Consider the following 13090-nt stretch of genomic DNA (forward strand, 5'->3'; position numbering starts at 1 on the left):
ATGAAAGTTCTGCATTTCTCGATATCCAAAGCCTCATGCAGGTACTGGTTATTCCTGTTTTTTATATTGTTAAATTTTAACTGGCAGAGTGCCCATGCCCAGAGTGGCACATCAATGTATGATGCTTTTTTAATTCCTGTAAATGGCTGCGGGTATAATGGCTTTACGGATTACCAGAACAATGGTTATGGTTTCAGCGACAACTATGGGCAGTCGAGTCCTGATGTATGGTATACCTTTACATTGAGTAGTACTGCTGATGTTAGCATTTCTCTTTGCAACAGTAATTTTGATACTTACCTTCATTTATTGGATATTAATGGGGGGCTGGTAGATATGGATGATGATCAAGGTTGTGGGGGAAATGCTTCAGCTATTAATCCAACTCTTGGAGCTGGGACTTACTATATTGTTGTGGAGGGATACAGCAGCTATACCGGAGACTTTGTTTTAGACTTTGCGGCTAATGGGGCTGGGACGTCTGTTGGCTCGGATATATACAATCCCGTTTATGCAGGTAGTTTTAGTGGATCTGGAAGTTATACAGATACCCGTAGCAATGCCGATGATTGTCTTGGAAACAACATCGGACAAGCCAGTAATGATATTTACTATCAGTTTACTTTAACAAGTGAATCAGAAGTAACGCTTTCTCATTGCGGGAGTTGGTTTGATACTTATATGCATTTGTTGGATGGTTCTGGTACGGTGATCACGACCAATGATGATAATACGGGGCCGGCTTGTCCAGGGATCCAGTCTTATATTCAAATGACGCTTCCTGCCGGGACTTATTATGTGGTTTCGGAAGGAGCCGGTACAAATGTGGGTGACATTGTCACAAACATTAGTGTGATGCCAATTCCTTTAGGGGCTGCTCCAGTTATTGCTTATGGCAATCCTGCTTCTTTTACAGTAGGGATGGCCATTAACCAATTAGGTCCTTCTAATACTGGCGGTGCGGTTTGGTCTGGTGGTCAAAGTACGACAACGCTTGCCGGAAGTGGCTGGCCAGGTTCCGCAAATGGAACGGGCACTGGAGCGAGTTTTAATAATCCGCTGAATGCAGCGGTAGATGCTTCAGGCAATGTGTATGTGGCTGATGTGGGTAATCACAGTATCCGTAAGATTACTCCGTCGGGAGTGGTGACAACTTTTGCTGGTGGTGGTTATGCAGGGTATGCGGATGGAGTTGGTACCTCGGCTTTATTTCGTCATCCATCTTTTATGGCTATAAATTCATCCGGGAATATATTTGTATCCGATCAGCAAAACCACCGGATTAGAAAAATTACTCCATCTGGTGTCGTGAGTACCTTTGCCGGGAGTGGTTCTATTGGTTCTGCAAATGGAACAGGAACAGCTGCAAGTTTCCAATTTCCCATGGGTTTGGCTTTTGATGGTTCAGGGAATCTTTATGTATCGGATGCTTATAACCATAAAATCAGGAAGATCAGTCCCTTGGGCGTGGTGAGTGATTTTGCGGGTTCAGGGAGTGCTGGGGCAGCAAATGGGGCGCTGGGCTCTGCTGGTTTTAACCTGCCTATGGGACTGGTATTTGATGCAGCAGGTAATTTATATGTAGCTGATCGGGCCAATGATAAGATAAGAAAAATTAGTTCTTCGGGTGTGGTGAGTACGGTTGCGGGAAACGGATCAAGAGGGTTTGCAAATGGTTCTGGTGCTAGTGTAATGTTTTGGTCACCCAATAACCTGGTATTGGATGAAGATGGGAATATTTATGTTGTTGATCAGGGGAACAACATGATCCGTAAGGTGAGCCCTGCGGGAGAGGTCAGCACATTTGCGGGCACGACTGCAGCTGGTTCTGTGAATGGTACAGGGGCTGTGGTGCGTTTTAACTCTCCATTTGGGATTTCCAAAGGTGCTGATGGGGCCATGTATGTAGTTGAAAATGCAGCTAATCTGGTCCGTAAGATGACGTTGATAAAGGCTTATACGATCAGTCCTGCTTTACCTGCAGGTTTGGCGTTTAATGATACAGATGGAACAATCACTGGTACACCCACAGTTGTGGCGCCACTAACGACTTATACCATTACGGCATATAATGGTGCAGGGAGCCATAGTACAACATTGAGTTTTGCGGTTAATGCGGCTTTGGCTTGTGTGGAGGCTAGTCAGGATCAGAATTACATTACGACGTATGTCCCAAGGGAAGCTGGTTTGACGACAGTAGCAGCGGTCACAGCTGCAAGTTGTGACCCGGATAAGGTGCAGACTGGGATTCAGTACTTTGATGGGCTGGGCAGACCATTACAAACTGTACAGGTTAAGGGCAGTCCGGATAAGAAGGATATTGTTGTACCGATAACTTATGATGCCTTTGGTAGGGAGAGCAAAAAGTACCTGCCATATGCCAGTATAGATAATAACGGGGCGTATAAAGCGGGAGGGTTAACCGAAGTGATTAATTATTATAATGCTCCGCATGCAGGGCATGCGGTAGCATTTAATACACCGTTTTCAGAGACCAGGTTTGAGCCTTCTCCGTTAAACAGGGTATTGGAGCAAGGGGCTCCGGGGGTATCCTGGCAGATTGGTGGCGGGCACACGATAGGAATGAGTTATGAAACCAATGTCGCCGGAGAGGTGAATATCTGGATCGTTTCTGAGACTGGAGGGGCTAGTGTTACATCTCCTTACAATGCTGGAACACTTTATAAGATGGTGAGTAAAGATGAGAGTGGTAATGAAAGCATCGAGTATAAAGACTTGCAGGGAAAGGTAGTTTTAAAGAAAGTGCAGGATGGAGTCGGAACCTATATTTCCACTTACTATGTGTATGATGATCTGGATAACCTAAGGTATGTGTTGCCTCCTGCGGTAAGTGTTGCCGGCTTTACTGAGGCTGATGGTGTTTTTCTGAATTACATTTATGGTTATCATTATGATGGTCGTAAGCGATTGATTGAAAAGAAAATTCCGGGCAAGGGTTGGGAGAGTATGGTCTATAATAAACTGGACCAGCTTGTTTACACTCAGGATGCCAATCAGAAATTTAATCATCAATGGAGTTGGATAAAGTATGATGCTCTTGGAAGAGTGATATTGACAGGGGTGGAGAATAATAACACTTTAAGCCGGCAAGTAGTTCAGGATGATTATATCAATACCCTAGCAGGTCCATTATGGGAGGAACGTACGACTGGTCGGACTGATGGTTATACCGTGCGGACGCATCCTATGGCTGGTGAAGAATATGGAAATATAGTTTTTCATAGTGTAAACTACTATGATGATTATGATTTTCCTGGTAATATATTTGGACAACCTAATAGCTCACTGGGGCAGGTTGGTTCAGAGAGAACAAAGGGATTGCTTACTGCGAGTAAGATCAGGGTGCTTGGGACAAGTAATATGCTGCAAACGATAAATTATTATGATCAGGAAGGTCGGGTAATCCAGAGCAAGAGCCAGCATTACCTAGGCGGTGTTGTAAGCTCGAATAATTACGATGAGATCACTAATACTTATAGTTTTGTTGGTGAGTTGAAAGAAAGTACGCGAAAGCATTATGTCGGTGGTAGTGAAAATCTGTATGTGTATAATGAATACGTGTACGATCATATGGGGAGAAAGACCGCGACGCGACAAAAGACCGGGGATAATTATTCAACTGGAAACCCGTTGGTGTTGTTATCAAAGAGTCGCTATAATGAGATCGGCCAACTGAATTTTAAGGATCTGCATAGCACAAATTTAAGTTCTCCGGTTTTTGCGCAGAGCGTGGAATATAAATATAATCCAAGGGGTTGGTTGAGTAGCCAAACTGCGGAATTGTTTACTCAACACCTGAAATATGATGAACTGTTGCCTGGAGTGACAGCTCAATACAATGGTAACATCAGCAGGCAGGAATGGGGAACTAGTCATTACTACAATTATACTTATAACAAGCTGAACCGTTTGGAACAAGGTATTAGCAGTGAGGGCAACAATGAAACATTGACTTATGATGTGATGGGTAATATTCAGTCTCTGACCCGATATCACCAGACTCATGGATTGGTGGATCAGTTAGGTTACGACTATGGGATCGGTGGGAATAGGTTACAGTCAGTGACAGATAATGTTCCGTCAAATGTTAATTCTGTTTTCCAGCTTCCTGGTACGACTGGTTATGTGTATGATCTGAACGGTAATATGAGCTCCAGAACAAATGCCGGTTATGCCGAAAACAACATCAGTAACATTACTTATAATCATTTGAACCTGCCAACGGATATGAATGCCAATGGTGCAGTAATTGCCTATACTTATGACGCGGGGGGAAATAAACTAAAAAAAACAGTAAGTGGTGCTGTAAGTTTAAATAATGAGTATATTGGTGATATCCATTACGAGGATGGGGTGTTGAAGTTTGTAAATACTGAGGCAGGTCGGGTTGTGCGCAATGGCTCTACTAATTACTCATATGAATATACATTAACTGATCACCTGGGTAATGGACGGGTGTACTTTGATATTCAAGGTGGTGTAGCTACTAAAATCCAGGAGACGGATTACTATGCTTTTGGTTTAGATATCCAGAAGAGTTTGTCAGGTACAGAAAATAAGTACCAGTATAACGGAAAAGAGAAGCAGGATCAGGAGAAGATGTTAGATTACGGGGCACGTTTCTATGATCCGGCGATAGGCCGTTTCAGTACAATAGACCCGCTTGCTGATGAATTTGATCATAAGTCACCGTATAATTATGCGATGAATAACCCTATTTTAATGATAGATCCCGATGGGATGGCTGCTGATACAGGAAAGGTTACCCCCGCGCCAAAACCTGATTCTGGCGGATCAGCAGCGGTAGGAATAGTCCTTGCACTTAATGAAGTATCTATTGTAGCAAAACCATTAGCTAGAACTATGCCTTTTGTAACTGCAGGAACTATTAGTTGGAGTGTTGGGTGGAATTTCGGTAGATGGCAGTCAAAACCTGAAAATAATTTAGCTTTTACAACTGCTATAGCAAGTTTTCTTGTGAAATTAGGTGTGGATGGTAATAAATTAGGACTTTCCCAAAGTAATTCTACTGAGAAATCTGATGAACTTCCTGATGGCTTTAAGGAGACTAAAGAGTTTGGTAAACCACATGGGCAAAAGGTATACAAAAAGGGGAATAAATATTATTCCAAGGATGCTGATGGACATAATGGCGGTAGCTGGAAAGTATTTGAAAAGCAGGGGACTAAATTGAAAAGAGTTGGTACGGCTGATAAGGATTTAAATATATTTAAAAGATAGTCATGATAAAAAACCCAATTGATTTTGAGAATCAATTTATTGAAAAATTTGGAGATATAGATAGGATAACATTACGATCGCTCACTAAGAATAAACTACGCTTTGAACTTGGTGGTGATGAAACAGATCTAAATAGAGTCAGCCAGGCGAAAGACAGGAGTAGTCAAATTTTACAATATTGTTTTAATGGATTACCAATATGGTTGCGTATTATATTATGGGATAAAGAGGGTGAAATGGACTTGAGTAATGCTGGTCTAGCTATAGAAACTTCTGATAAGAATTTTAGAGATGAGAACGAAGAAGATATATTGTATTTGTATCTAAAAAAGTATTCTCCTCTTATAGTAAGCCCAATTGTTACTTCAATAATTAATTATGAAATGGCTGAAGAACCATCTGCAAATATAACATGTTATTTTGTTGATTTCGATAGGTCTATAATAATGAACATTTATGATGATAGAGGGATGGATGTTTATTCTCCTAATAAAGCAATTATTGAGGGACTTTTAAATAGATTTTCTAGTTGGGCGATTAATGATGTATAAAATCCTAAAGTCTGTGGTCGTTGATCTGGGCTTTGCTAATTAGCTGATAGACTGTATAAGTGTTTATGCAGCCTATTTTGTTGTTATACCTGCGAGTTGTGTTTTTGGGTGTCCAAAAATCTGTTTGCTTTTGCTTTGGCAAAAGAGAGAAAGCTGTGTAACTTGGTTTCTGTCATGATGTTTATTGTGAAAATCCGCTATAAAGCAGCAATATTGTTGTTAAAAAATCCTTGAACTTCTTTTTTATGAGCATGGTGTCAATGATCTTAAAGACTACTGTACGATCTTCCTCATCGAGCTTGTTTTCGAATTATAGTTGGTTAATCGGGTTGGATAGACCGTTTTCCATCACTTCCAAAATAACCCTGCAAGGCTTTCAACTGTGCTTTATTCAGCACCTTTTCCAATTCCGCTTCCTTCGCCTCTTTGATCTTTTTTACAGATTTGAAATGCTGAAGCAGCTTATCCGCGGTAGTTTTTCCAATACCTGGAATTTGTTCAAGTTCCGTTTTGAGTGTGCCTTGATCCCTCTTTTTCCTGTGAAAGGTAATACCGAACCTGTGAGCCTCATCTCGTAACTGCTGAATCACTTTTAAGGTCTCAGACTTCTTATCCAGATACAGCGGATAAGGATCTCCGGGGAAGAATAATTCTTCCAGTCGTTTCGCAATTCCAATTACTGTTACCTTCTTCTCGATGCCTAGTTTTTTTAAACTGGTCATAGCAGAGGAAAGCTGGCCTTTACCACCATCAATGATGATCAGTTGAGGTAGCGGGTCCTCTTCTTCAAGCATGCGCTTATATCGCCTGTAAACGGCTTCCTCCATTGTGGCGAAATCGTTAGGCCCCTCAACGGTTTTTACGTTGAAGTGTCTGTAATCTTTTTTGGAAGGTTTGGCATCTTTGAACACTACAATTGCAGAAACCGGATAGGCACCCTGGAAGTTGGAGTTATCAAAACATTCGATATGTTGAGGTAATTTAGTAAGCCCAAGATCTTTTTGCATTTGCGTAAGGATCCTGTCTGTCCGTAAATCTGGGTTTAACTTCTCGTATTGGTTCAGTTTCTCCTTTTTGAAGAAGAGTACATTTTTCTGTGAAAGCTCAAGTAGCTTTTTCTTTTCGCCCAATTTTGGGACGGTAAATTTCAGGTTCTTATCGATCAGTGTAATGTCGAAAGGAACGATGATCTCTTTTGAAGTACTGTTAAATCGGTTACGGAACTCCGTAATGGCGATAGTCAATAGTTCCTCATCGGTTTCATCCAAACGCTTCTTGATCTCGATCGTTTGGGTTTGAATGATGCTACCGTTCATCACTTTCAGGTAATTTACAAATGCATAGCGTTCATCTGAAGCAATGCTGACCACATCTATATTGGTAATGGCACTGTTTACAACGGTCGACTTGCTTTGGTATTTTTCAAGCACCAGCAATTTGCGCTGGTATTGGTGGGCAAGCTCGAAGTTTAAATCGGCAACGGCTTTTTTAATGACCTGATTGACGTCTTTGATCACGTTACCAATTTTCCCGTTCAGGATATCCTTGATCTCTTCAATATTTGAGTCGTAGTCTGCCGCTGTTTGATAAGCCTGGCAAGGACCTTTGCAGTTTCCTATTTGGTATTCGAGACATACTTTGAACTTCCCGTCATCAATGTTTTTAGCATTAAGGGGAAGGTTACAAGTACGTAAGGGATAAGTTTCTTTAATTAAATCAAGGATGGTGTGCATCATCCCTACAGAGGCGTATGGGCCAAAGTAGGTAGAACCATCCTTAATCATTTTCCTGGTCCAGTATAAACGCGGAAAGGGCTCTTTTTTGATGATGATCCATGGATAGGTCTTATCATCTTTAAGCATGATGTTGTACCTCGGCTGGTGCTTTTTAATCAGACTGTTCTCTAAAAGCCAGGCATCAATCTCAGTGTCGACAATGGTAAACGTGATGTTACGGATTTTAGAAACCAGTACCTTGGTTTTTCCGTTCATCTGGTTGTCCTTATTAAAATAAGAGCCAACCCTGTTTCTTAAATTCTTGGCCTTACCGATATAAATGAGCGTGCCATCAACGTCCCAATACTGGTATACACCAGGATTATTTGGAATGTCGGACAGGGCCTTTTTATAATCGAAAGCACTCATTGAAATATAATATGCTATGGTTTATTAAAAACCTAATTTTTCTTCTGATTCAGGTTTTTGTTCCTGTTGTTGATATTTATCGCAGTCGTAAACAATTGTTTCTCCATTTTTAGGCGGAGCAAAATCTGCCTGTGAAATTTTCAACTTTGGATTGGCATACACGCGCCTCATGAAACCGGCAAAGATTGGCAATGCGGTTGTTGCACCATCACCACCAGCAGTACTGGTGAAATGGAACGCACGGTCTTCACAGCCTGTCCAAACGCCAGCAACTAATTGCGGACTGATCCCCATAAACCAACCGTCAGAGTTGTTTTGGGTAGTTCCTGTTTTGCCGCCGATAGCTCCTTTAACGCCGTATTTAGCAGCCAAGCGCCAACCGGTACCATGGGTGATCACACCTCTAAGCATTCGGGTCATCACATAGGCAAGTTCTTCACTAATTACCGGTTTTGGAATGGGCTTTTCATTATAAAGTACAACACCATTTCTATCTTCAATCCTTACAATATAGCTAGGCTTAGTCCATACTCCTTTATTGGCAAAAACACTGTACGCGCCAACCATATCGTACACAGAAGCATCAAATGAACCTAGTGCGATAGAAGGGTAAGCCGGCACATCGGAGGTAATACCCATTTTTTTTGCCAATGTAGCTACTGCATTTGGTCCCACTTGTTTCATTAAATAGGCCGCAATATAGTTTTGTGATAGTGCCAGTCCTTTTTGTAGGGTAATATAACCTGGGACTGTTCCTCCAGACTTTGGCGTCCATGCTGGACTTCCCGGAACTTCGATAGTTACAGGCTCATTTAATACGGTAGTACATGGCGAATAACCATTTTCTATAGCCACAGTATAGGTGAATGGTTTGGCGGTAGAGCCCACTTGCCTTGTTCCCATTTTTACCTGATCATATTTAAAATGCTCATAATTGATACCACCAACCCATGCTTTAACAAATCCTGTTTGCGGATCCATAGCCATCATGGCATTTCTAAGTAGCATTTTATAGTATTTTACCGAGTCGATCGGTTTCATTAACGTATCAATGTCTCCTCTCCAGGTAAAGATGTTTAGCCTGGTAGGGGTGTTGAAGTCTTTTTTGATCTCTTCTTCAGATTTACCTTCCGACTGAAGCGCCTTGTAACGGTCTGATCTTTTCATCCCTTGTTCTATCTGAAGCTCTTTGCCTTTAAAAGGATTTCTGCCTTTCCAACTCTTGTCAAATGAAACTTGCAGCGTCTTCATGTATTCTCTCTGTGCCTCCTCGGCATAGGTCTGCATGTCGTAGTTTAGGGTGGTGTAGATCTTTAACCCATCTCTATCCAAATCGTAAGGCACGCCATTATTGGTGATGTCACGCTCCTGGAAGATTCTTTTGATGTCGGTTTTTAGGACTGCTCTGAAATAAGGAGCAATGCCATCATTTACGGTTGCTGCACTAAAGTGAAGACCAAGTGGTTTTTCTTTTTCAGTCTCGTATTGTTGCTCAGTCAATAAGTCGTTCTTTACCATTAATCCCATAATCGTATTTCTACGCGCCAATGAACGGTCAGGGTTGCGGGTAGGTGAGTATCGGCTAATACCTTTCAGAATACCGATTAGGGTAGCTGATTGTGCAACGGTTAATTTATCTGGAGTGGTATCGAAATAAACTCTGGCGGCCGATTTGATGCCGTACGCCTGATTACCAAAATCAACAGTGTTCAGGTACATCACCAGAATTTCCTCTTTGGTATAGTTGCGTTCTAACTTCACCGCAATCACCCATTCCTGGAATTTTTGAAGGAGACGTTTGGCAAAGTTTTTTTGTCTGCCTTCTTCAGAGAAAAGGTTCAAAGCAAGCTGTTGCGTAATGGTACTACCACCTTGTTTTTTTCCAACCAAGGCATATAGGAATATGGTGAATGTACGTTTGAAATCGATACCAGAATGCTCTTTAAACCGGATGTCTTCTGTAGCAATTAAGGCATTGATAACATTCGGAGAAATTTCCTGATAGTTGATATTGGAACGGTTTTGTATAAAATAAGTACCCAATACCTTGTTCTCATCATCTAGAATTTCTGATGCTTGGTTACTTTTAGGGTGTTCTATGTCTCTGAAAGAGGGAAGGGTACCAAATACACCAAATCCAATAGCCATAATGAACAGTGCAAATACTACGATCCCACCTATTAATAGCTTCCATAACCCAAAATTGTACTTCCTGATATCTTCTTTCGAAAGTTGTTTGTTCATTCTAATAGTTGTTTTTATAAAATACCAGGTATTTGTTTAACAAATCTTTACTGGTTAATTTATCAAAGTTTTCTTTACTGATGATGAAGCTACTGTAGATGTTAGCAGGGACTTTCATGATCTGTTTCAATTGAGGCGCAATTCCCGATGCGTAAGCTTTCGCGTCGTCAAAATTACTAAAGTTCCCTACATATACCAGCTGATCATTGTCAAATTCTTTCAGTTGATGTTTTAAGTTGGATCCGGCATAGTTCCCTCTATTGAATTGTCCGATGCCGAATCGGGATGAGCTGAGCGTTAAAGCCGCATCCGCTACGTCAATCACATAATAGTATACTGTAGAGGTAGCCGTACTGAAAATACTTTCTACTTTAGCCGGTACTGGAACAGGTGTTGCTGGGATTTCAACTGGTTTAATAGCTGCAATTGTGTCAGTTTTGGTTACCGGGAGTGTTGGTTGAACAGTTACAGGTTTTGGTACTACAGTCGGCACAGGTGTCGGTACTACTGTCGCGACAGGTTTCTGTACCGGTGTTTGTACAGGCATTGGTGCTGGCGTATATACTTGTGCTGCTTTGAAAGGAGATTCTCCTGGATCGAAATCAGGCAATGCAATTCTTCTGTTTTTGAATTCAGCCAGATGCGCATTGATATAAGCAATGTGGTCTTTTGCGAGCGGAGTGATCAGCCTGTCATCAGGGAATGCTGTAGTGATCCCATTCAATGCGGTTAATAACGGATCTATAGAATTGGTTCGTCCGATCGAAATGGCTTTCAAATAGGCATACTGTGGCGACAGATAGTTCGCTGCGTTTGCTTGCTGAGCTTCATCAACACGTTGAATAACGTTATTAAATTCTTTCTGTTGGTATTGGTCGAAGATGTCGTTATACTGCTTATTGATCGCTGTTTCCATTTCTGTCTGTTTGATAGAGAAAGAAGGATCAAGGATTGTTTTTGCATATACAGAGTTCGGGAACTCTTTTAATATTTTGTTCTTGTATTGCTCGGCTTTGGCTTCATCTTTATTTTTATTGATGAGGAATAGGCTATAATAGGTGGCCGATAAATGGTTGTTTGCTGGGAAACGAGCTAAAAGAATTTGATAAACTTCGTCAGCTTCTTCAGGGTCGTTGAGTTCCTGCAAATAGAAGTTGGCAATGTCGTAATAGGCATCAATGATTTTTTGATCTGATTTAGCCAATAGCTCCGGAGTACCAGGTAAAGCATCAGCATAGGCTTTGATTTCTGCTTCCTTACCTGCAAGCGCCAATGCATTTTGACCTGGATCTGTAACAGCAGGGTTATTAATGACATTTGTGATCTCCTGAATGGTAGTTTGTGCAGATGAACGGATGCTTTGACGCCAGTTGTTCTCTAATTTTCTGTTTCCCCATTTCTTTTTAAAATCTGAATAACCAGTGCTTAAAGCAGCTGGATTATTAAAATAGAAGGTGCTGGAACCTGGTGCTTTCTTACTGCCAGATTCGTAAGCTCCAAATGGTGATGGGACCGCGTTATTTTGAGCAATAACTAGTGGTTTGTCTGCCACAGGAACGAATAGGGATTGTATTTTAAGTAAGCGATCTTGTTCTGGTAATCTAGCGATCGCCTGTAGCGTGTCTTCTTTTGAAATGATCTGGTAACGACTGGTTAGGTATTCCAGGTTTTGAGTCTTTTTAACAATAATGTCGTAGCCCGGATAGCTTTTGGGTAGTGTATTTACAGCGCTATCATAATACAGTTTGGCATTTAGATAATTATGCAACTGTTTAAAGTTGAGGTCGGCTATTTTTAAATAAGAAAGACCTTTTTGATATTGGTTCTTAGCACTCTTTTGGATAGACTTTTTGTATTGTTTTATCGCGTTGTCATAATCTCCATCTGCGGATAGACTTTCGGCTATCTGATAATACACCTGGTCATTATAGTCTGTGTTTTTATCGTCCTTTAGAAGTGCAAGCAGTTCATCCTGGCGATTGGTTTTTTTAGTGCTCAATAAGGCATTGAGCTTAATCTGGTTTAGGTTGGCATTAAAATACATTTCGAACGGAGCATTGCTTCTTTCGACTCTTCTGTAATTTAATAAAGCCTCTTTATAGTTTTTCTGTTGTTCTGACAATTGCGCCAGAATATAGGTCCACCTGATTTTGTTTTGACTATTGCTACCCTCTTTGATGGCCTCTTTTAAAAATGAAATGGCCTCAGGGTACTTATGCTGATAAATAGCCATTTGGGCAAGGGTTGCCAAAGGTTCTGCTTTGTTTTTCTTTGAAGCGGCAATGGCATAAGCCAAGGTGTCTAGTTCTTGTTTGGCTTCGCTAAGTCTTTTTACCTGCATTAAACTTCTGGCTTTCCAGTTTAAAGCTTCGATATAGCTATTGGTACTTTTTTTAAAGTTTTTGGTGGTATAGTCGAAATACTCTGTGGCATTAAAATAGTTTCCTTTATAAAATTGAGCCTTTCCCATCAGGTTATAGGCATCGTCGAGGTAGTTGCTATAGTTTTTTTCAAGGATGATGACCTGGGCCTTTTTAATGACTTCATCTATTGATTTACCACCTGTACCTTCCTTTACCATAAAGTTATCATCGATCTCTGGTCCGAGGTAAACGGGTAAAATCTGATCATAATTTTCCGGGAAGCTTTCGGCAAGTTCTTGCTGATGGGCAGTAAGGATTACATTGGAGTTATATATATAATTATAACGGGCAGTCAAATTCTGCATACTGCGGGTTGTTGCATTGTCTTTTTGTGAACCGCAGGCGTAGATTATACAAACGCATATACTAAATAGTACTACCTTTATATTGTGAATAGCGTAGTTTTTCAATTATAGGGTGGTTTAGTGCTTATAAACAACAAAATATATGCAAAAGTATTTTATTC

General features: G+C 40.9%; 5 protein-coding genes. 2 read left to right on the forward strand and 3 right to left on the reverse strand.

The annotated features are described in order from the left end of the window. Together EZ444_RS08035 and EZ444_RS08040 are read left to right on the forward strand one after the other, a co-directional pair. A complete protein-coding gene (locus tag EZ444_RS08035; protein ID WP_131608209.1) occupies positions 1-5262 on the forward strand; it encodes a DUF6443 domain-containing protein in 5262 nt (1753 codons plus the stop codon). Positions 5263-5264: 2 nt separating this feature from the next. Next, entirely contained in the window at positions 5265-5813 is a 549-nt protein-coding gene (locus EZ444_RS08040) for a DUF3885 domain-containing protein (RefSeq protein ID WP_131608210.1), read from the forward strand. Positions 5814-6133: 320 nt separating this feature from the next. On the opposite strand, the gene uvrC is transcribed toward EZ444_RS08040, so the two are convergent. The 3 genes from uvrC to porW are packed head-to-tail and all read right to left on the reverse strand — an operon-like array spanning position 6134 to position 13034. Beyond that, positions 6134-7957: an excinuclease ABC subunit UvrC gene (gene uvrC / locus EZ444_RS08045; RefSeq protein WP_131608211.1), complete on the reverse strand. Its 1824-nt coding sequence runs from the start codon at positions 7955-7957 to the stop codon at positions 6134-6136. A gap of 24 nt (positions 7958-7981) precedes the next feature. After that, positions 7982-10201, reverse strand: a complete 2220-nt coding sequence (locus tag EZ444_RS08050; RefSeq protein WP_131608212.1) for a penicillin-binding protein 1A — start codon at positions 10199-10201, stop codon at positions 7982-7984. A gap of 1 nt (position 10202) precedes the next feature. Next, entirely contained in the window at positions 10203-13034 is a 2832-nt protein-coding gene (porW, locus tag EZ444_RS08055) for a type IX secretion system periplasmic lipoprotein PorW/SprE (RefSeq protein WP_131608213.1), read from the reverse strand. Between the last annotated feature and the right edge of the window lie 56 nt (positions 13035-13090).

It is taken from the genome of Pedobacter hiemivivus (genome assembly GCF_004331685.1).
Classification (GTDB): Bacteria; Bacteroidota; Bacteroidia; order Sphingobacteriales; family Sphingobacteriaceae; genus Pedobacter; species Pedobacter hiemivivus.

Bases quoted from the DNA above. Each gene is read 5' to 3' on its own strand.
- EZ444_RS08035 (WP_131608209.1), top strand. From the start codon at position 1: ATGAAAGTTCTGCATTTCTCGATATCCAAAGCCTCATGCAGGTACTGG.
- EZ444_RS08040 (WP_131608210.1), top strand. From the start codon at position 5,265: ATGATAAAAAACCCAATTGATTTTGAGAATCAATTTATTGAAAAATTT.
- uvrC (WP_131608211.1), bottom strand. From the start codon at position 7,957: ATGAGTGCTTTCGATTATAAAAAGGCCCTGTCCGACATTCCAAATAAT.
- EZ444_RS08050 (WP_131608212.1), bottom strand. From the start codon at position 10,201: ATGAACAAACAACTTTCGAAAGAAGATATCAGGAAGTACAATTTTGGG.